We start from the raw sequence: 18,888 nt of genomic DNA, 5'->3' as shown, positions 1-18,888 counted from the left end.
CGGGCCCCTGCGGGCTATACCGGCGGCCAGGGAATCGGCGGCCAGTCCCTCGTCGGTTGCGGGTGGCGCCCCGACCGCAGCAGCGCCGCGACCCGCCCGCGCAGCGCCTCGGTCTCCGCGGCGGTGATCAGCACGGCAAGGCGCTCGGCCAGCGCGGCCCCCTCCTTCAGGCCGTCCCGCAGGGTCTGCAGGACCTCGACGGCCTCGTCCGTCAGGGGGTCCCCCGCCCACCCCCACAGCAGGGTGCGCAGCTTGTTCTCGGCGTGGAAGGTGACTCCGTGGTCGATGCCGTAGAGGCGGCCGCCGGTGACCAGCAGATGGCCGCCCTTGCGGTCGCTGTTGTTGATCACCGCGTCGAGGACGGCGAGCCGCCGTAGCCGGACGTCGTCCGCGTGCACGAGGAGCGCCGTCCGTTCCTCGTCGACCTGCGCGAAACCGACCGCTTTCCACCCCTCGGCCGGTTCGTCGCCGTCGACCAGGGCGAGCAGTTCCGTCTCGTCCTGGTCCTCGATCCACAGCTGGCACATGCCTTCGCCGTGCGGCCCCTCCCGCAGCACGGTCGGCGGCACCAGGTCCCAGCCGGTGGCCAGCGACACCTCGTACGCGGCGACCTCGCGCTGGGCGAGCGTGCCGTCGGGGAAGTCCCACAGCGGGCGCTCCCCGGCGACCGGCTTGTAGACGCAGGCGGCCTCCTGGCCCTCGTACGCGAGCGTGCAGTAGAGCACCGCGTTCGAGGCCTCGCGGATCCGCCCGCGCACGGTCAGCTCCCCGTGGGTGAGGAGGGCGACGGGGTCGGCGCTCACGCGTCCCGCCGGTATCCGTTCTGGCGCGGGCATACGTGTCCTTCCGGGTCGAGCGGGAGGCTGCACAGCGGGCACGGCGGGCGGCCCGCGTTGACGACGTCGAGGGCGCGCTTGGCGAAGGCGCGGGCCTGCGTGCCGGTGAGCCGGACGCGGAGCATCGGCGGGCCGTTCTCCTCGTCCTGCAGGAGCCTTTCCTCAGCAGCGGCCAGGTCGTCGTCGGAGTCGGCGTCCAGCTCGACGAGCGCCTGCGCCTCGACGATCATCCGCTCCTCGTCGCCGTCCCAGGCGAGCGCCATCGTGCCGACACGGAACTCCTCCTCGACGGGTGAGGCGAGGGGCGCGCTGTCGGTGATCTCGGCGGGGACGACGGCCGGCACGGGGGCGCTGCCCCCGCTGCGGCGTACGACCTCGTCGAGGAGCTCCTCCATGCGCTCGGCCAACGCGGCCACCTGGGTCTTCTCCAGGGCGACGCTGGTCACCCTGACCCCCGCGGAGGCCTGCAGGAAGAAGGTACGACGTCCGGGGAGCCCGACCGTTCCCGCGACGAAACGCTCCGGCGGGTCGTAGAGGAACACCTGACGGGACACGTCCTGTCTCCATTGATCGACTGCAAATACGGCTGAACGGCTATGGACGGGCTGCGGGGGCAGCTTCGGCCCGCCTCACCCTACTGCGGGTGTCGATCACGGTGCGCCCACACCGCCTCCCACCGTGGCGTCGCCGCTCGGCGGCTCCTCGCGCGGCGCCAGCGAGGCGAAGTCACCGGTGTCCCCGAGCCGGACGAGGAAGGGGCGCAGCCGGGTGTAGCGGATGGCGGTCACGGAACAGGGCTCTACGGAGATGCGCTGGAAGAGGTCGAGGTGGAGCCCGATGGCCTCCGCGACAAGGGACTTGATGATGTCGCCGTGCGAGCACATCAGGTACACGGCGTCCTCGCCGTGTTCGCGCGCCACGCGCGCGTTCCACTCGCGGACCGCCTCGGCGGCCCGTGTCTGCATGGCCCGCATGGACTCGCCGCCGGGGAACGCGGCGGCGGACGGGTGCTGCTGGACGACCTCCATCAGCGGCTCGTCGGTGAGTTCCGCGAGCTTGCGGCCCGACCAGTCGCCGTAGTCGCACTCCCCGATGCGGTCCTCCGTGTGCGCCTGGAGGCCGGGGCGGGCGGCGAGCAGCGGCGCCACGGTCTCCTGGCAGCGCTGCAGGGGGCTCGTGACGACCTCGGCGAGGGGCAGCGCGCGGAGCCGTCCTGACAGCGCGGCGGCCTGCGCGGCGCCCCGCTCGTCGAGGGCCACACCGGGGGTCCACCCGGCGAGCAGGCCTGCGGTGTTGGCCGTGGAGCGTCCGTGCCGGACGAGGATCAGCGTGGGCATGCGGCTCAGCCTAAGCGGCCCAGGGGGTGCAGTACCGGGGTGGGCTGGGAAGAATGCGCGGTGTGATCGTCGACTGTGCCATCTACCGTGAGGGGCGCCGCACCGAGGGCCCCGAGGACTTCTCCGACGCCCTCGACCAGGCGAGGGCGTCGGGCGAGGCGTTCGTGTGGATCGGTCTGCACGAACCGACCGAGGAGGAGTTCGACAAGGTCAGCCAGGAGTTCGGGCTGCACCCGCTGGCCGTGGAGGACGCCCTCAAGGCCCACCAGCGGCCCAAGCTGGAGGTCTACGACGACTCGCTGTTCATGGTCCTCAAGCCGGTCGTGTACGAGCCGGACAGCGACACCGTGTCCTCCGGCGAGGTCATGATCTTCATGGGCGACTCGTTCGTGGTGACCGTCCGCCACGGCGAGGGTGCGCCGCTCGGTGTCGTGCGCCACCGCCTGGAGGCCGACCCGAACGTCCTCAAGCACGGCCCGACGAGTGTCCTGTACTCGATCGCCGACGCCTCCGTGGACCACTATCTGGAGGTCGCCGACGAGCTGCAGGCCGACCTGGAGGTCCTGGAGGCGGAGGTCTTCTCGCCGGAGGGCGGCAGCGGCTCCCGGAACACGGCGTCGCGGATCTACACCTTCAAGCGGCAGATCCTCGAGTTCCGCCGGGCGACAGGGCCGCTGGCCCTGCCCGTGGCACGCCTCTCCGGAGCGGGCCCCTTCGCCCCGTCCGTGCCGTTCGTGGACGAGACGGCGCAGCCCTTCTTCCGGGATGTCAACGACCACCTGACGCGCGTCAACGAGTCCGTGGAGGGCCTTGACCGGCTGGTGTCGGACATCCTGTCCGCGCACCTGGCGCAGATGAGCGTGCGGCAGAACGACGACATGCGGAAGATCTCGGCGTGGGCGGCGATGGCCGCGGTCCCCACGATGATCGCGGGCATCTACGGCATGAACTTCGACCACATGCCCGAGCTGCACTGGGCGTGGACGTACCCGGCCGTGATCCTTGTGATGGTCGCCCTGGAGGTCGTCCTGTACCGGATGTTCAAGCGGCGCGGCTGGCTGTAGCGCCCCGCCCCGGTGTCAGGCGAACTCGGGGGCCGGCGTCGCGGTACCGCCCAGAGCGTCGCGCCGTTCGGGCATCTTCAGGGAGACCATCCGCCGCCAGCCGCCGGCCCGCTCGTAGCCGTACACGGCGTGGATGCCCGCGGCGAGCAGCTGCCGCTTGGCGTGGGGCCAGCCGAGGACGCGCCCCATCCGGTCCATCACGGCGAGGCTCACGTCGCGGTAGATCCGGATCTCGGCGAGCGCGCACTCGCGCAGGGTGTGCTGGATGGCGCGGCCGTACCCGGCGTACGCGAACCGCAGCAACTCCTCGTGGCAGTACGCCAGGTGGTTGTCCTCGTCGTGGGAGATCATCCGCACCGCCCGGCCGATGTCCGGGTGGTCGGCGAAGTACTTGAGGAGCAGCCGCATCTGCTCGGACGCGCGCTGCTCGGTGACTCTGCTGTGCGAGAGATACGTGACGATGTCCCGCACGGTGAGCGGCTCGTCGGCCTTCAGCCGGTGGTGCGCGAGGCCGATGCCGTGCTTCTCCAGGAGCATCGTGTAGTCGGTGTCGTACGGGACGTCGACGGGCCGCAGGCCGCGCTTCTTCATGAGCGCTTCGAAGATCCTGCCGTGTTTGTCCTCGTCGGCGCCGTGCCGGGCGATCTTGGGGGCGAGGGCGCGCTCGCCCGCCGGGACGAGGGCGGCGATGCGGCCGTTCTCCCAGCCGCCCTGGGCCTCGCCGGCGGCGGCGATGGAGCAGAAGAGCCGGAACGACTCGTCGTTGTCGAGGATCTCCCCGAAGACGCCTCTGGCCGACAGCTTCACTGGACCTCCATGCCCTGTGCGCGAACCTCCGCAGACTTACTCAAATGCGAGGTTCCCCATCGGGCAACAGCTGTACGGACCCACTCCGCCGAACGGAGGACATGCCGCCGCCACCGGGCCGTAACCGCGGGCCCTGTGGTGCGTTGTTCCCCGTGACGGCCGTGGCGGGGAAGACCCCCCGAGCCCCCACCACGGCCGCGGACTTCTCCTCCTGCCCCCCAGCCTCGTCAGAAGGTTTTCAGGCGAGACCGGCGCGCTCCAGGGCCTCGGTACCGGCGCGCAGCGCGGTGAGCCGCTCCTCCAGAGTGAAGCCCGCGGGGGCCAGCGTGAGCGTGGTGACACCGGCCGCGGCGTAGGCCTGCATCCGGTCGGCGATCCGGTCCACGGAACCGAGCAGCGTGGTCGAGTCGATCAGCTGCCGCGGTACGGCGGCGGCCGCTGCGTCCTTGTCGCCGCCCAGATACTTGTCCTGGATCTCGGCGGCCTCCTTCTCGTACCCCATGCGCTGCGCGAGCTGGTTGTAGAAGTTCTGCTTGCGGCTGCCCATGCCGCCCACGTACAGCGCGGTGTACGGCCGGAACATGTCGGCGAGCGCGTCCACCTGCGCGTCCTCGCCGACGGCCAGCGGCAGGGTCGGGACGATGTCGAAGCCCTCCATCGTCTTGCCGGCCTTCTCGCGCCCGGCGCGCAGGTGCCGCACCGCGGTGTCCTCCAGGTGCTCGGCGGCCGGGAAGATCAGCAGGGCGCCGTCGGCGATCTCGCCGGTCTGCTCCAGGTTCCTGGGGCCGATCGCGGCGACGTACAACGGGATGTGCTCGCGCTGCGGGTGGACGGTCAGCTTGATGGGCTTGCCGGGGCCGCCGGGCAGCGGCAGCGTCCAGTGCTCGCCCTCGTAGGACAGGCGCTCACGGGTCATGGCCTTGCGGACGATCTCGACGTACTCCCGCGTGCGGGCCAGCGGCTTGTCGAACTTGACGCCGTACCAGCCCTCGGAGACCTGGGGACCCGAGACGCCGAGGCCCAGACGGAAGCGGCCGCCGGAGAGCGAGTCGAGGGTGGCGGCCGTCATGGCGGTCATCGCGGGCTGCCTGGCCGGGATCTGGAAGATCGCGGATCCGATGTCGATACGTTCGGTCTGCGCCGCCACCCAGGACAGCACCGTCGCGGCGTCCGAGCCGTACGCCTCGGCGGCCCAGCAGACCGCATAGCCCAGCTTGTCGGCCTCCTTGGCGACGGCGAGATTGTCCGCGTCCATCCCGGCGCCCCAGTAGCCGAGGTTGATCCCGAGCTGCATGACCGATCCCCTTACCTCTGTACTCATGAGTAACGTCCCTGTGCCGGGGACTGTAGCGCGCGGTGCGCGATCCGTCAGTGGTGCAGGGGACGGGTGGCCCGGTTCTCCACAATCCCTGGTTTGTCCACAGGCCCGCCCGCCGCGGGGGCCCGGCCAGTAATCTCAGCGCCCATGGAGCAGAGGCATCTCGGCCGGACCGGCCTGCGCGTGTCCCGCATCGGACTCGGCACCCTCACCTGGGGACACACCGAGGAGAACGACGCCGCCGAGCTGTTGAAGGTGTTCTGGGAGGCGGGCGGCACCCTCGTCGACACGGCTGACGTGTACGGCGACGGGGAGGCCGAGTACCTGCTCGGGCGCCTGATCGAGCGGCTGGTGCCCCGGCGCGACCTGGTCATCGCGACCAAGGCGGGCAGCGTGCCGGACCCCGGGCGGCGCTTCGACGGCTCCCGGGGCCATCTGCTCGCCGCGCTCGACGCCTCACTCGTCCGCCTCGGTACGGACCACGTGGACCTGTGGCAGGTGCACGCCTTCGACCCGGCCACGCCCCTCGAAGAGACCCTGCAGGCCCTCGACATAGCCGTCAGCAGCGGGCGGGCCCGCTATGCGGGAGTCTCCAACTTCTGCGGCTGGCAGCTCGCCAAGGCCGCCACCTGGCAGCTCGCCCAGCCGGGCACCCGCACCCGCCTGGCCAGTACGCAGATGGAGTACTCCCTGCTGCAGCGCGGCGTCGAACGGGAGGTGCTGCCCGCCGCCGTCGACCTGGGCGTGGGACTGCTGCCCTCCTCGCCGCTCGGCCGCGGCGTGCTCACCGGGAAGTACCGGCACGCCACCCCCGCAGACTCGCGCGGCGGCTCCGACCAGCTGGCGCCCTTCGTCGCGCCCTACCTCGACGACGCCGCGAACCGCATCGTCGACGCCCTCGCGACGGCCGCCGACGGGCTCGCGGCCACCCCGCTCCAGGTCGCCCTTGCCTGGGTGCGGGACCGCCCCGGAGTGACGGCCCCCCTCGTCGGCGCGCGCAACGCGCAGCAGCTCACGGCCGCATTGTCAGTGGAGACCCTTAGTCTTCCTGACGAGATCTGCCAGGCGCTCGACGATGTGTCGGCGCCCGTGCACCGCTATCCCGATCACGACTGGAGCACGCTGTGAGTACGGAACCCGCCGCCGCGGAGGACCCCGGGGCCGCTGCCGCGGAACAGACGGAGTCGCCCGGCGCGCAGGACGCCGCGCCGGAGGCACCGGAGGGTGGTGCCGCTGCCGAGGGCACCGGCGAGGGCACGGACGCGGGCGAGACCAAGGGCGAGAGCACCGAGCTGTCCGAGACCGAGGCCGAGATCGCCGCACAGCGGGAGCTGCGGGAGCGCATCGAGCAGCGGAAGGCGTCGAAGGAAGGGCCGATCGCGGCCGGGACGAAGCTGAGCGGCACCGCCGCCGACCTGCTCGCCGCCGTGCGCGCCGTGGAGAGCGGCGAGAAGCCCGTCGCGAGCGCCTTCCGGGAGCCGGCGCCCGCACCGCGCAGGACCGCGCCGTCCCACGCCCCCGAGCCGGTGCGCCCGCAGCAGCCCGCGGCGGTGCAGGCACCCGGGGCGCAGACCCTCGAAGCGGTCGGCGCCGTGCTGGCCGAGGGCGGCGCACCGGCCGCGCTCGCCGAGCCGACGGCCACCGCGCTCGGCGACGGCGCCGAGGAACAACTGCGCGCGGACCCCTGGCAGTTGCTGCGCGTCGCGGGCGTGCGGCCCGAGCAGGCCGACGGGTTCGCGCGGGCCCTGCTCGGCCCGGAGTGCGGACCCGACGACGAGCGCAGGGGCCGCGCGGTCACCGTATGGCTCCTGGAACAGGCCGCCCTCGCAGGGCACACCGCGCTCGACGCCGCCGCGCTGAGCGCCGCCCTCGGGCAGCGCGCGGTGCCGGATCCGGACGCGGCCGTGCAGAGCGCGATCGCCGAGGGGGACGCCCTGGTCTTCCAGGACGCCGTCGAAGGCGCGGAGGTGCCCGTCCAGCGCTCCGACGAAGGCGCCCGGGAGGGCGAGGGGGACGCGGCCGACGAGCCCGAGCGCCCGGTCCGGATCCTGATCGGTCTAGAGCGGTACGCACTCGCGGAGGAGAGCCTCGCCGACGGCCTCGCCCGGGTGATCAACTCGCGGCCCAAGGAGGAAGGGCCGGACTCGGCGGCCGACGGCTGGGAGGCCGCCGCCGCGCGGGCGTCGGGGTCCACGGCCGAGCTGATCCGCGCCGTCGCGGGCCACGGCCTCGTGCTCCACTCCGGCGGCGAGGAGGCCCGCGCCGAGCCCGCCGCCCTCGTCGCCGCGGCATCGGCACTGGGCCTGCGGGTCTGTGCCGCCGCCCACAGCGCCGACGGACGCCGCCGCCTCACGCGGGCGGCCGGCGGCGCGGACGGCGCCACGGAGGACGGCACCGCGGTGACCGTGGCGGGCCTGCTGTCCGGGGCCGAGGGCCCCGGGCGCGACGCGGACGGCGCGCTCGCCCTCGACCTCCTGGTCGTCCTGGACGCGCCGCAGCTGGACGTGGAGAGCGCGGCGATGCTCGTCGAGTCCCTGCCGGACGGCGTCCGCCTGGTGCTCAGCGGCGACCCCGGCGTGCTGTGGTCCGCGGGCCCCGGCCGGGTCTTCGCCGATCTCGTCGCCGCACGCTGCTGCCCGCAGATCGTCTCGCGCACCCCGGACCCGGGCCCCATCGGGGAGCTGACGTCCGGCATCGGCATCGGCGAGCTGAACCAGGTCGAGGCGCCCGGCAAGGAGGTCGTCCTCGTCCCGGTGCGCGACGCCGCCGAGGCGATCCACCGCACCGTGCAGCTCGTCGCCGACTCGGTGCCGCGGGCGATCGGGGTGCCCGCCGAGCAGACCCAGGTCATCACGCCGGGACACGGCGGTGCGGCGGGCACCCGCGCGCTCAACACCGCGCTGAAGGAACGGCTGAATCCGGGCCCCGGCCGGTTCGGCGGGTTCGACCCCGCCGACCGGGTCGCCCACGCCCCGGCCGCGGGCCGCACGACGCTCGGCCGTGTGGTGCGCGCCGACGCGGAGGGACTGCACCTGGAGTGCGACGGCGCCCCCGTCGTCGTACCCAAGGAACGGGTCGAGCGGGAGGTGCGGCACGCGTGGGCGCTCACCGCGCACCAGGCGGCGGGGCTGCGCTGGCCCGCGGTGGTCGTGGTGCTGCCGGGCGACGCGGCGCAGGCGCTGACCCGGCCGTGGGTCTATACGGCGTTCACCCGCGGGGAGCGGCATCTGTCGGTCGTGCAGGGCGTGGAGCAGGCGCTGCCGCGCGCGGTGGCGGAGCGCCTCTGGAAGGACCGTACGACGCGCCTGCAGACGCTGCTGCGCCCGCAGGTGCCGGCGGCGACGGGCTGAGAGCCTGTCGTGAGTGCGCTCGCCGCCCCGAAGGAGCGGCGAGCGCGGGAACGGCGAGCGCAGGAGCCGTGTGGAGTCGGCGGCGTGTGGCGCAGCGGCGTGTGGTGTCGGCGGCGTGCGGGCAGCCCTCAGCGGCCGGCTCTGCGGACACGCCCCTCTCCGTTCACCTCGCCCGCTCGGTGCGCGTCGCCGATGCCCCGGGCGTCGGCGGCGTCGACGTCGTCGGAGTCCAGGTCGGAGTCGACGTCGATCTCGTCGAGGGGCACCGCCTCGTCGAGGGGCACCGCCACATCCGGGTCGATGTCGACGTCCGTGTCGAGGCCGTCCAGTGCGTCGTCATCCAGTTCGTCGTCGAAGACCACGCTGACGTCGAACCGGCACACCACCCGGTGCGGGTCCGCCTGGTCGAAGGGGGCGTCGAGCCACTCCCCCGGCTCGGCGGGGGTGTCGACCGCGGTGACCCAGAGCGTGGAATCGCCCTCCTCCAGGCCGAACTCCTTGTGCCGGGAGGAGATTTCGTCCGGTTCGAACTCTCCGAAGAGGACGCCGAGCGCGCTGTGCACGGTGTCGGCCGAGCCGCCGGTGCCCCTCCCGCCGCTGTCGAGGTCGGCGACCCGCTGGGCCTGGACGATCAGCCGCTGCGGCTCCGCCACGGTGTAGTCGCGGCGGATCAGCACGCTCAGCGCGCTCGCCTCCTCCGGGCCCTGGTACGGCGGCAGTGCCTCCTCCGTGCCGGGAATCTCGAAGGGGGTGACCTCGTCGTAGCGGTCGTAGAGGAGTTCGTCGTACTCCTCGGCCGCGGCGGCCAGTTCGTTGAACGCTTCGTAGACGGCAGGGTCATCCTCGCCCGACCTGCGTTCGACCGCGGCCAGGTGGCGGTCGAGCGCGGTCTTGACCGCCTCGGCGGCGGCGCGTACCTCGGCAGCGGTGGGCTGCGCAGCATCAGACATAGTGCAGACGCTATCCGTACCGGGCCCATGCCCGCACAATAGATGCGATGCCGGAATACGAATTTGTCGACGTGTATGTACCGCGCGGGGTCACCCGCAAGGAAGCCACACGCCTGCTGACGGACCACGCTGAGTACGGACACTGGGAGTTGGACCGCCTGAGACTGCACCCCGACGGCAGTCGCAGGGTGCGGCTGAAACGGAGGATCATCCGCCAGGTACAGGCCACCTGGTGACCCCCGCACGGTGCCGTGCGGCGGGCCGGGAACGGGAAACGGAGCGGGCCCCGCGACGGCGGGGCCCGCTCCGTTCGGCATGCTCGGACGCTGCGGGTCAGGCGTTCGCCCGGGCCCTCCGGTAGAGCACGGTGCCCGCGAGCAGCGCGCCCGCGCCCACCGGCAGCGCGAGACCGAGCGGCAGCTCGCTGCCCGTCGACGCCAGCTGCGCGGTCCCCTCCGACGGGGCGAGCCGCGAGATCGCTTCCGGCGGCACGAGCCGCGAGATGCCCTCGGACGGCGTCAGCTGCTGCGTGCCCGGGTGGTTCGGGATGACGCGGTCCTCAGCGCCGCCCGGCCGGCCCGGGGTGTGCGGCTTGCCGGGGTGACCAGGCTCACCCGGTTCACCGGGTTTGCCCGGATGCCCCGGCTCGCCCGGGTGTCCCGGATGCCCCGGCTCGCCCGGATGCCCCGGGTGTCCCGGCTCGCCCGGGTGCCCGGGGCCCGTCGGAGGCTTCTCGCCGCCCGGCGGGGTGACCGTGGAGCCGGATTCGTTGGCGCATTCGTTGCCCACGGCGGTGTTGCCGAGGCCGCCGATGGTGACGCTGTTGCCGCAGACGTTCACCGGGGCGTCGACCGGCAACTGCACGTTGTTGCCGGACCCGACACCGGGCGAGTCGCTGCTGTGTCCGCCCGCCTTGGCCCCGCCGCCGGACGGCTTGTGCGAACCGCCGCCTCCGCGGGAGGGGTTGGCACAGTGGTTGCCCGACGCCGGGTTGAGGACCCCGACCACGTTGACGGTGTTGCCGCACACATTGACCGGAGCGTCAACGGGAAGCTGGACGGAGTTGCCCGACAGCACGCCGGGTGAGTCCGAACTGCTGCCGTTGGCCCCCGAGTCCGCGTGTGCGTAACCCCCGGTCGCGGCGAGAACGCCGGTCGCGGCCGCCACGGTGATCAGGCCTTTGCGCGTGACCTGTCGCATAGCTGATTCCTGCCTTTTGCCTGCTGGAATACGTCCGGACGTGCTCGCCCGGACGTGGAATGCCCGTCGGCCCCGGAGCGCATGGCGCGCACTCCGGGGCCGACGGACTCAGACCCTCAAGGGGTGAGGCACAACGACGTCACTTGTTGATGCAGGTGTTGCCGAAGGCGGGGTTCAGCAGCCCGATCACGGAGACCGTGTTGCCGCAGGCGTTCACCGGCACGTGGACGGGAACCTGGATAACGTTGCCCGAGACGACGCCGGGCGACTTCACGGCGGCACCCTGGGCACCGGCGTCGGCAGCGGCAACGCCCGCACCGGCGAGCACGAGACCACCGGTGGCAGCCACAGCGGCGACGATCTTCTTGATCATTATTCCTCCTTGTTGGCAATGCAGTCCCAGCCGCGGACTGCACCACCTGTAACGAGGAGGAAGTAGTGGGGCTACGAGCCTATGGTCCCTTTCACTCTTTTCAGTCAAGTACGTACGCGCTGACGATTATTGGAGAGTCGTTTCAGCACGCAAAGCGGCCGATCCCGGAAGGTTTCGGCCGCATTCCGTCAAGAAGCGTCGATGAACCGGTCGAGCACCCGGACGCCGAACTTCAGGCCGTCGACCGGCACCCGCTCGTCGACACCGTGGAACATGCCCGCGAAGTCCAGCTCCGGCGGCAGCTTCAGCGGCGCGAAGCCGAAGCCGCGGATGCCGAGGTCATCGAAGGACTTGGCGTCCGTGCCGGCCGAGAGCATGTACGGCACGGCGCGGGCGATCGGGTCCTCGGCCCGCAGGGCGGTCTGCATGGCGTCGACGAGCGCGCCGTCGAAGGTGGTCTCCAGAGCCTTGTCGGCATGCACGTCCTCGCGCTTGACCCGCGGACCGAGGATCCGGTCCAGATCGGCGAGGAACTCCTCCTCGTACCCCGGCAGGTAGCGGCCGTCGACGTGCGCGGTGGCCTGGCCGGGGATCACGTTCACCTTGTACCCGGCGCCCAGTTGCGTCGGGTTCGCGGTGTTCTGCAGGGAGGCGCCGATGAGCTTGGCGATGCCGCCGAGCTTGGCGAGCGTCTCGTCCATGTTCTCCGGGTCGAGCTCGGTGCCGAGGGCGTCGCCGAGCTCGTCGAGGAAGTGCCGCAGCGTCTTGGTGACCCGCACCGGGAACTTGTGCCGGCCCAGGCGCCCGACGGCCTCGGACAGCTCGGTGATCGCGTTGTCCTTGTGGATCATCGATCCGTGACCGGCGGTGCCGTCCACGGTGAGCTTCATCCAGTGCATGCCCTTCTGGGCCGTCTCGACGAGGTAGAGGCGCAGGTTCTCGTTGACCGTGAAGGAGAAGCCGCCGACCTCGCTGATCGCCTCCGTACACCCCTCGAAAAGACCGGGGTGGTTGTCGACGAGGTGCCGCGCGCCGTACGTACCGCCCGCCTCCTCGTCCGCGAGGAAGGCCAGGACGATGTCCCGGGGCGGCTTGCGGCCGCTGCGCATCCGCTCGCGGACGACCGCGAGGGTCATCGCGTCCATGTCCTTCATGTCGACGGCGCCCCGGCCCCACACGCAGCCGTCCGCGATCTCCCCGGAGAAGGGGTGGTGCGTCCAGTCCGCGGCATTGGCGGGCACGACGTCCGTGTGGCCGTGGATGAGGAGGGCGGGCCGCGACGGGTCCTCGCCCTCGATCCGGGCGACCGTGGAGGCCCTGCCGGGGTGCGACTCGAAGATCTTCGGTTCGAGACCCACCTCGGCGAGCTTCTCGGCCACGTACTCGGCGGCCTTGCGCTCCCCCGGGCCCGAGTGGTCGCCGTAGTTGCTCGTATCGATCTGGATCAGTTCGCGACAGAGGTCGACGACCTCGTCCTCACCGGTGACGGCCTTGCCCGTGCTGGACCCGCTCACGCTGGTTCCTCCCGCATTCGCTGCTGGTGGTCCCCTTCATCCTCTCTCTCCGGGGCTCCGCGCCCAAGGGCGGGCGGGGGTCGTCATCAGCCGTTCACGGGAGACCAGTGGGGTGATCGAGTACCCCTGGGAGCCTGGTAATGTTCTCTGTGTCGCCGCGGGAAACGCCCCGCGAAGACAGACACCTTGTCCGGGTGGCGGAATGGCAGACGCGCTAGCTTGAGGTGCTAGTGCCCTTTATCGGGCGTGGGGGTTCAAGTCCCCCCTCGGACACCAGCTGAGACCCCACTTCATGTGGGGTTTTTTGCTTTTCTGGGCTGTGGCGTGACCAACCACGTGACCAATGGCCCAGCGAGTCCGACTCCCAGGCAGGCCCCGGTCCGCGTCACCGGGGCCCGCTGGAAGATCGAGGAGGCCTTCCAGGTGCGGCCCGAGAAACTCCTCAGGCCGCCGTCAGCGCCGCCAGGGCGCGGTCCATCGCGGCGTTGAACTCTTCCGGCGTCAGCGGCAGCCGGGACTTGACGTCCCGACTCCACTGGTCGGCGAGGACCTCGGCGGATCCCGCCTCGACACCGTCGAGTGCCGCGTCGGCCAGGTCCGACGGCGCGATCTTGTCCACGGGCCAGCCCGCAGCCATGTCGGTGTCGGCCAGGCCCAGGTGCACCGCTGTCACGAGCGTGCCCTGCTCGGCGAGCTCCAGGCGGACGCCGTTGGTCATGGCCCAGGCGGCGGCCTTGGTCAGGTGGTAGGCGTTGGCGCCCTTGCCCCCGAACCACGACATGGCGGAGAGCACGTTGACGATCGCGCCCCCGCCGTTCCTGGCGAGCACCGGCGCGAACTCCCGGATCATTCCCAGGTGGCCGAACACGTTGGTCTCCAGCTCGTGCCGCACCGCGTCCAGCGAACCGGTGACCAGGTCGGTCCCCGTCTGGATGCCCGCGTTGTTGATGAGCAGCGAGACGTCCGGGGCGGCCTCGGCGGCGGCCCGCACGGCTGCGGGATCGGCGATGTCGAGGGGCAGCACCTCGACCCCGGGCAGGTCCACGGTCTCCGGCCGGCGGGCCGTCGCGTAGACCTTGCGGGCGCCCCGTTCGAGCAGGCGCTGGACGAAGGCGCGGCCCAGGCCGCGGTTGGCTCCGGTGACAAGGACAACTGAGTTGTTGATATCCATGCCCGTACGCTAAAACCTGACGTTGACGTCAGAGGCAAGCGTTGGTCATCCGGGCCGGGGCGAGAGGAAACACCATGACCGTCACAGAGGCCGCGGCCGAGCGGCTGATCCGCATCGGCGAGGTGGCACGGGGTGCCGGTGTCTCGGTACGCGCCGTGCGCTACTACGAGCAGCAGGGGCTACTCATCGCGGAGCGCAGCCCGTCCGGCCAGCGCCTCTACCGACAGGACGCCATCGCCCTGATCCGCTTCTTCCAGCAGATGTTCGCCGCCGGCCTGACCAGCCGAAGGATCACGGAACTCCTTCCGTGCTGGGACTCCGGGCACACCGACGCCGAGCAACGAGCCATGCTGCGCGCCGAGCGCGACCGGATCCAGGCCAAGGTCGACGACCTGCAGGCTGCCCTGGACCGCCTCGACGAGGTCATCGCGCTCACGGACACGCACCCGTAGGCGCGGTCGGCCGGACGTCGCACCAGCGATCCACGTCACTTCTGTGTCCGGCTGTTGAGTGATCCGGTGCCTCGTATACCGCAGGAGTACCGCAGGAGCGAGCGGGCCATCGTCGTGTGCTCCCTCTCATCAGGTGTGGGCAGGAGTCGGTGAGGGCGGTGGTCCGCACGGCTGCCTCATCGGGCAGGCAAGGTCTGGTGCGGCATGGTTGGGAGAACACGTCACCAGAGCTACGGACAGAAACGCGGGCCTCTCCAGGTAGAAACCGCGGGACACGTCTCCACCCCACCCCAGCCGTTCGGCAGCGGAGTTGCCCAGCAGCGCCAGCCGCGTACTGTCGCGGTCCGACTCGGAAGCGAACCGAGGTGCGTACTCGGCAAGCCGTGCCCCGAGCCATTCCGCCGCTTCCTTCGGCTCCTCCCAGGTGCCCCGAATCAGCTTCTCTGGCTTGGTCAGCCAGTAGGCCGTTTCGAGCGGCGGGAGGTCCACGACGGGGAACTCCGCCTTCACTTCCCTGTGCCGCTGGATCAGTTCCGGCTTACCATCCGCCGGAGGCGGGTCAGGGTACGGAGGCCGTCTCAGTGCCTCATCATCGAACCGTTGCTTGGAGCCGGTCCACAGGTAGCCGTGGTGGTGCAACTGTCGTCCCGTTCAGTGCAGGAAGAAGAGGGGCGCCCACCGGCCCTGCCTCCCGAGGGTGAGCCAGGGCCGGGGGCCGGAATGGCCGTCAGGCAGACAGGCCGAAGCGGGCCGGGTCGATACCGGCCGCGTCCAGTTCCTCGGTGGTGAAGCGCAACGGCTCCGCACCGGGCCGCTTGCTGTCGCCCAACGCCCACGCGTCGGGGCCGATCTTCGCGAGGGTCGCGCAGGACTCGCCGTCCGGATGTGTGTTGCCCCCGCACGCCTTGAGGAACGTGGCGCCGTCGAGGGGCAGGCTGTACAGGTCGGTTCCAGGCATGGGTGTGCCTTCCTGTGAGGTCGATGCTGGAGGGGCAGACTCAGAGCCGGTACTGATCCGGCTTCGACACGTACACAACGCCCGGGCCAAGAGCCGTCACGCTCTCCCGGAAGATCTCGTGCAGCATCGACCGGGAGTTGTCGCGCATCGCTTTGGCCAGGTTGTCGGCCAGTAAGGCGGCCTCAGACGGAAGCAGGACCATTTCTGTATCTGCCATATGCCGACCGTTCTTCGTCAGCCACACGGGGACACGAATGTTCCCGTCATCATCCCGGTATGCCGGACGGCTCGGGATGGGGTCCATCCGCCAACCCTGAGGGGCCTTCTGGCTCTGGTTCTTCGGTTTGGTCGGCATAGGTACATCCTCGGACCGCAGGAGAGGGACCTCTAGCCTTATTCGCGTTGTCGGGTAAAGATCATGAGCGGAAGCAGCGAGCCCATTCGGACAGTCGTTCTCTGGCTTCCTCGCCGAAGACGGCGCATGCCTCGTAGGCGGCAAACTCATTCAGGTATGCCGAGACATCGCGATGGTCGCGGAACACCATTGCCCCGGTGGAAGTCTCTACGGTCGCTATCCGAGAGTCGTAGACCGTGAATGTGTTGAGTGGAGCATTCGACATGTGCCCACCCAGGGGAATCACGCCTAGGTGCACGTTCGGCAGGAGACTGACGGATACGAGTCGGTCAACCTGCATAGCCATTGCTGACGCAGGAAGATAAGGCCACCTAGCGGCCTGCTCGGTCAGAACGAACGTGAAGCGTTTCGACGTGTCGCGCAGGACAGCCTGCCGTTCGAGCTTCTTCCCGATGGCTTTGCTGTGGTCGCCGGGGACGGCGGCAAGGCTCGCCCTCACGTATTCAGGTGTGGCCAGTAGGCCCGTGACCATGGACAGCAGGAAGTACCGGAACTCGGTCGATGACTGCTCGAATCCTGCTAGCTCGTTCTGCTTCTTCTCCAGGCCCGTACGGCGCTGCGACCACACGTCTTGCCACTCTGTGTTGGCGGTGCGGGCAAGGGACGACACCTGCGCCACCATGTCGGCCGGAGCGTCCAGGGCTCGGAGAACGAGCTCCACGTCGACAAGGGACGGGGTCAGCTTCCCGCCCTCAATGTTGCTGATCTTTGTCTGAGACATATTCGTACGCTTAGCGAGCCAGACCTGAGTGCGTCCAGCTCGCTTGCGTAGTGTCTTCAGAGTCTCCGCTAGGTCAGCCTTCGACTGGCCTAGCTCCTGCGGCTCAAACGTCAAGGCCCTTCACGTACTCCTCAAAGGGCACCGACTCGGCCAATGCGATTCGCTGGTATTCCACGTAAGGGCTCACGCTGCCCTCGCACACTTCCCGATTGATCTGAGTTCCGTCCGCCTCATAGTTCATGAGGACGACCTCTTGCCGATCGAACATCCAGAAGTCCTGGACGCCCTCCAAAGGATTTGGCCGGTCGGTGACATCCATGATCCGGATGTCCTCACCGGCCCACACATGCGGCCGGTAGTACATGAACTCATAGCGAAGGTAGTCCGAGAGTGGACGGGTCACGATATGCACGCGCCCCTTGCTCTTACCCTCGCGTCGTACCCGCTTCAGATCCTCGGTGTACTCATTCGAGTGGGTACGAGGATCGATGCGTTCCCCGGCTTGAAAAGCCCTGATCCCCTCGGCCTCCTGTGGGACGTTGTACGCAGGCAGCGTTTCGAGCCGCCATGCCTCGCTCCGGAAGTCGCGGAACTTGGCCGCCCAAGCGTCACCATCCAAGAGCACGGAAAGCCTCCCTAAGAACGTGCTCGGGAATCTCCACCAGGCCCTCGCCGTCAGGCGGCGTGAAGGCGTCGGACGCATCGCCCTGGACGATGATGGAGCCGCGCTTCGTCCGGTAGAGGTTGGGGCAATCGTTCTGAGAGCATTCCGGGTCGTCGACGCTGCCCGTTAAACGGGTCAGCTCCTCGCGAGCCATAATGGTCCACCCTCCCGCGCAAGGCATGTCCTTGCTGCTGAGAGGACGCTAGGACGCGGTCGGGCGGAACGTCCATGCGGGAAAGCCAATATTTGCGTTGTCGGGTAGACGATCATGAGTCTGAGCCCCCTGTTCGTCAGGGGTCTTTTGCGTGTCCGGCGTCAGCCGCCGGGGACGGCCCCGTCCCGCCAGTACGTGTGGTTGCGGCGGGCCGCCCGGGTGTCGTCGTGCCGCTCGCCCAGCGTGGAGCCGTAGCTCTCGGCGAGCTCGGCGAAGGCGGCCGCGGCGCGGTCGGGGTGGCCGCTCATGCCCGTCCAGTGGGCGTGCTGCCATCGGCAGCTGAGCGAGCGGACGTCCGCGGGGCCCAGCGCGCCCGAGGCGTCGACGGAGAGCTCGGCGAACAGGTGGGCGGCGGCCGCGGCGTCCCCGCCGATGCCGGTCCAGCGGGCCTGTTCGTGGCGCGCCTGGAGGGTGTCCGGATGCTGCGGGCCCCGCTCGGCGGCCAGCTCGTCGGCCAGCAGGGCGTACCGCGCCGCGGCGTCGCAAGCGCGCCCGCTCTCGCCCTCGGCGTGTGCCAGAGCCTGGTGGGCGAGGAGCGTGAAGTCGTGGCGGGCGCCGAGGACTTGGACGCACTGCCGCGTCAGTACGCGCAGCGCGTCCACCGCTCCCGCCAGGTCGCCGGACTCCGCCAGCTCCAGGGCGCCGCGCAGGCGGTCGGGCACGTCGTCGGAGGCCATCGGGCGGAAGGCCGCGTTCGCCGCCAGGGCCAGCTGGTCGCTCGTCCCGGTGCCGCGCCACTGCGGCCTCGGCTCCCCCTTCGCGGCCAGGGTCCTGGCCGTGTGGCGGTAGGCCGCCCCCAGGGTGAGCAGTTCCGGCTCGGCCGCGGAGCCCTCGCGGAGGAACTTGATCAGCTCGCCGGTGAACAGGGTGTGCCGCTCACCCAGCGGGGCACGGGCCGGAGTGTTCGCGGGGGCGGAGGCCAGGACGTACGTTCCCGCTATCTCCAGCTGGCCGAAGTAGAGCGAGGCGGCGTCCCCCATGGTGTCGATGGCCCGCCCCGAGAAGCAGCAGTCGAGCAGCAGCACCCGGTTCCTGGCCGGTGCGTACGCCAGCGCCTGGCGGATCAGGTCGAAGCGCAGGCTCGACCAGCCGAGCAGCTTGGTGTCGCTCCCGCTGAGCAGGAGATGCAGCAGTCCTTGGTCGTCCAGCGCGCCGTGGCCCGCGAAGTAGACCAGGAACATGTCCTCCACCCCGCTCGCGGCGCGGCTGAGCGCCTCGCCCACCCGCTGGGGCTCCCTGACGTCGTGCAGCAGGGTGCAACGCTCGCCGGGGAGTGCGCAGTTGCCGGGTCCGGTGAGCAGGTCCCGTAAGTCCTCGAGGTTGTTGCGCACCGCGGGGAGCGGCGGGAGTGCGACGTCGTCGTAGTCGCTGCATCCGATGAGCACCGCATGCGAGTTCGAGCCGCCGGCCAGCCTCACGTCGTCCCCCTCTTGCTGCACCGCCCCACTGCCCAAATGATAGCGAGGCAACTCATTTGAGGAGCGGCGCTCTTACCGCTGCCCGAGGATTCGGGCATGCTGGCGAATCCGAAACCGACTGCAACA

22 protein-coding genes and 1 tRNA gene are annotated in these 18,888 nt (G+C 70.5%); 6 read left to right on the top strand and 17 right to left on the bottom strand.

Translation table 11 applies throughout. The annotated features are described in order from the left end of the window. Nucleotides 1-14: 14 nt before the first annotated feature. The 3 genes from ACFVYL_RS18760 to ACFVYL_RS18750 form a co-directional block, all read right to left on the bottom strand. Nucleotides 15-836 (bottom strand): SCO1664 family protein, encoded by an 822-nt coding sequence (locus ACFVYL_RS18760; protein ID WP_389717241.1) that lies wholly within the window; start codon nucleotides 834-836, stop codon nucleotides 15-17. Further along, on the bottom strand, nucleotides 800-1,390 hold the full coding sequence (locus ACFVYL_RS18755; protein ID WP_389717240.1) for a DUF3090 domain-containing protein: 591 nt from the start codon (nucleotides 1,388-1,390) through the stop codon (nucleotides 800-802). Before ACFVYL_RS18755 ends, ACFVYL_RS18760 begins: the two co-directional genes overlap by 37 nt. 96 nt (nucleotides 1,391-1,486) lie before the next feature. Further along, nucleotides 1,487-2,173 carry a histidine phosphatase family protein gene (locus ACFVYL_RS18750; RefSeq protein WP_389717238.1) on the bottom strand — a complete coding sequence of 229 codons (687 nt, stop codon included), beginning with the start codon at nucleotides 2,171-2,173 and terminating at the stop codon, nucleotides 1,487-1,489. A 62-nt stretch (nucleotides 2,174-2,235) separates the two neighbouring features. Here ACFVYL_RS18750 and corA point away from each other — a divergent pair, with 62 nt between their 5' ends. Beyond that, complete coding sequence (gene corA / locus ACFVYL_RS18745; RefSeq protein WP_389717235.1) at nucleotides 2,236-3,237, top strand: magnesium/cobalt transporter CorA; 1,002 nt, start codon at nucleotides 2,236-2,238, stop codon at nucleotides 3,235-3,237. A gap of 15 nt (nucleotides 3,238-3,252) precedes the next feature. Here corA and ACFVYL_RS18740 read toward each other — a convergent pair whose 3' ends face one another. Together ACFVYL_RS18740 and ACFVYL_RS18735 are read right to left on the bottom strand one after the other, a co-directional pair. Beyond that, on the bottom strand, nucleotides 3,253-4,044 hold the full coding sequence (locus tag ACFVYL_RS18740) for a ferritin-like domain-containing protein (RefSeq protein WP_389717232.1): 792 nt from the start codon (nucleotides 4,042-4,044) through the stop codon (nucleotides 3,253-3,255). A 238-nt stretch (nucleotides 4,045-4,282) separates the two neighbouring features. After that, a complete protein-coding gene (locus tag ACFVYL_RS18735) occupies nucleotides 4,283-5,338 on the bottom strand; it encodes an LLM class F420-dependent oxidoreductase (protein ID WP_389717304.1) in 1,056 nt (351 codons plus the stop codon). Between the two features lie 171 nt (nucleotides 5,339-5,509). On the opposite strand from ACFVYL_RS18735, the gene ACFVYL_RS18730 reads away from it, so the two are divergent. Together ACFVYL_RS18730 and ACFVYL_RS18725 are read left to right on the top strand one after the other, a co-directional pair. Continuing rightward, entirely contained in the window at nucleotides 5,510-6,490 is a 981-nt protein-coding gene (locus ACFVYL_RS18730) for an aldo/keto reductase (protein ID WP_389717230.1), read from the top strand. Then, complete coding sequence (locus ACFVYL_RS18725) at nucleotides 6,487-8,712, top strand: helix-hairpin-helix domain-containing protein (protein ID WP_389717227.1); 2,226 nt, start codon at nucleotides 6,487-6,489, stop codon at nucleotides 8,710-8,712. Before ACFVYL_RS18730 ends, ACFVYL_RS18725 begins: the two co-directional genes overlap by 4 nt. A 128-nt stretch (nucleotides 8,713-8,840) precedes the next feature. On the opposite strand, the gene ACFVYL_RS18720 is transcribed toward ACFVYL_RS18725, so the two are convergent. Next, nucleotides 8,841-9,662: a hypothetical protein gene (locus ACFVYL_RS18720; RefSeq protein ID WP_389717224.1), complete on the bottom strand. Its 822-nt coding sequence runs from the start codon at nucleotides 9,660-9,662 to the stop codon at nucleotides 8,841-8,843. A 47-nt stretch (nucleotides 9,663-9,709) separates the two neighbouring features. Between ACFVYL_RS18720 and ACFVYL_RS18715 the strand changes: the two genes are divergently transcribed. Continuing rightward, entirely contained in the window at nucleotides 9,710-9,898 is a 189-nt protein-coding gene (locus ACFVYL_RS18715; protein ID WP_389717222.1) for a DUF5703 family protein, read from the top strand. 97 nt (nucleotides 9,899-9,995) lie between these two features. Here ACFVYL_RS18715 and ACFVYL_RS18710 read toward each other — a convergent pair whose 3' ends face one another. From ACFVYL_RS18710 to ACFVYL_RS18700, 3 genes are all read right to left on the bottom strand, one after another. After that, entirely contained in the window at nucleotides 9,996-10,862 is an 867-nt protein-coding gene (locus ACFVYL_RS18710; protein ID WP_389717220.1) for a chaplin family protein, read from the bottom strand. Between the two features lie 139 nt (nucleotides 10,863-11,001). Then, nucleotides 11,002-11,235, bottom strand: a complete 234-nt coding sequence (locus ACFVYL_RS18705) for a chaplin (protein WP_389717219.1) — start codon at nucleotides 11,233-11,235, stop codon at nucleotides 11,002-11,004. A gap of 188 nt (nucleotides 11,236-11,423) precedes the next feature. Next, complete coding sequence (locus tag ACFVYL_RS18700) at nucleotides 11,424-12,749, bottom strand: M20/M25/M40 family metallo-hydrolase (RefSeq protein ID WP_389717217.1); 1,326 nt, start codon at nucleotides 12,747-12,749, stop codon at nucleotides 11,424-11,426. 188 nt (nucleotides 12,750-12,937) lie between these two features. Here ACFVYL_RS18700 and ACFVYL_RS18695 point away from each other — a divergent pair. Continuing rightward, nucleotides 12,938-13,025: transfer RNA gene (locus tag ACFVYL_RS18695), tRNA-Leu, on the top strand. Nucleotides 13,026-13,191: 166 nt separating this feature from the next. Here ACFVYL_RS18695 and ACFVYL_RS18690 read toward each other — a convergent pair. Further along, nucleotides 13,192-13,920, bottom strand: a complete 729-nt coding sequence (locus tag ACFVYL_RS18690; RefSeq protein ID WP_389717215.1) for an SDR family oxidoreductase — start codon at nucleotides 13,918-13,920, stop codon at nucleotides 13,192-13,194. Between the two features lie 74 nt (nucleotides 13,921-13,994). On the opposite strand from ACFVYL_RS18690, the gene ACFVYL_RS18685 reads away from it, so the two are divergent. Next, nucleotides 13,995-14,372: a MerR family transcriptional regulator gene (locus ACFVYL_RS18685; RefSeq protein ID WP_389717213.1), complete on the top strand. Its 378-nt coding sequence runs from the start codon at nucleotides 13,995-13,997 to the stop codon at nucleotides 14,370-14,372. 129 nt (nucleotides 14,373-14,501) lie between these two features. Here ACFVYL_RS18685 and ACFVYL_RS18680 read toward each other — a convergent pair whose 3' ends face one another. The 7 genes from ACFVYL_RS18680 to ACFVYL_RS18650 all read right to left on the bottom strand — a co-directional run bounded on the left by ACFVYL_RS18680 (nucleotide 14,502) and on the right by ACFVYL_RS18650 (nucleotide 18,762). After that, on the bottom strand, nucleotides 14,502-15,011 hold the full coding sequence (locus ACFVYL_RS18680; protein WP_389717211.1) for a hypothetical protein: 510 nt from the start codon (nucleotides 15,009-15,011) through the stop codon (nucleotides 14,502-14,504). 88 nt (nucleotides 15,012-15,099) lie between these two features. After that, complete coding sequence (locus ACFVYL_RS18675) at nucleotides 15,100-15,330, bottom strand: DUF397 domain-containing protein (protein WP_389717209.1); 231 nt, start codon at nucleotides 15,328-15,330, stop codon at nucleotides 15,100-15,102. Between the two features lie 40 nt (nucleotides 15,331-15,370). Then, nucleotides 15,371-15,685 (bottom strand): hypothetical protein, encoded by a 315-nt coding sequence (locus ACFVYL_RS18670; RefSeq protein WP_389717206.1) that lies wholly within the window; start codon nucleotides 15,683-15,685, stop codon nucleotides 15,371-15,373. A gap of 61 nt (nucleotides 15,686-15,746) precedes the next feature. Continuing rightward, nucleotides 15,747-16,580, bottom strand: coding sequence for a helix-turn-helix domain-containing protein (locus ACFVYL_RS18665; RefSeq protein ID WP_389717203.1), 834 nt, complete (start codon nucleotides 16,578-16,580; stop codon nucleotides 15,747-15,749). Further along, nucleotides 16,570-17,091 carry a DUF6879 family protein gene (locus tag ACFVYL_RS18660; RefSeq protein WP_389717200.1) on the bottom strand — a complete coding sequence of 174 codons (522 nt, stop codon included), beginning with the start codon at nucleotides 17,089-17,091 and terminating at the stop codon, nucleotides 16,570-16,572. The genes ACFVYL_RS18665 and ACFVYL_RS18660 overlap by 11 nt, the downstream gene beginning before the upstream one ends. Next, nucleotides 17,075-17,284 (bottom strand): hypothetical protein, encoded by a 210-nt coding sequence (locus ACFVYL_RS18655; protein ID WP_389717198.1) that lies wholly within the window; start codon nucleotides 17,282-17,284, stop codon nucleotides 17,075-17,077. Before ACFVYL_RS18655 ends, ACFVYL_RS18660 begins: the two co-directional genes overlap by 17 nt. A 161-nt stretch (nucleotides 17,285-17,445) precedes the next feature. Next, nucleotides 17,446-18,762 carry a caspase family protein gene (locus ACFVYL_RS18650; RefSeq protein WP_389717197.1) on the bottom strand — a complete coding sequence of 439 codons (1,317 nt, stop codon included), beginning with the start codon at nucleotides 18,760-18,762 and terminating at the stop codon, nucleotides 17,446-17,448. Between the last annotated feature and the right edge of the window lie 126 nt (nucleotides 18,763-18,888).

This window comes from Streptomyces sp. NPDC058308 (assembly GCF_042880275.1).
Lineage (GTDB): Bacteria > Actinomycetota > Actinomycetes > Streptomycetales > Streptomycetaceae > Streptomyces.
The sequence above is the reverse complement of the archived record's forward strand: the minus strand, read 5'-3'. Positions and strand labels throughout refer to the sequence as shown.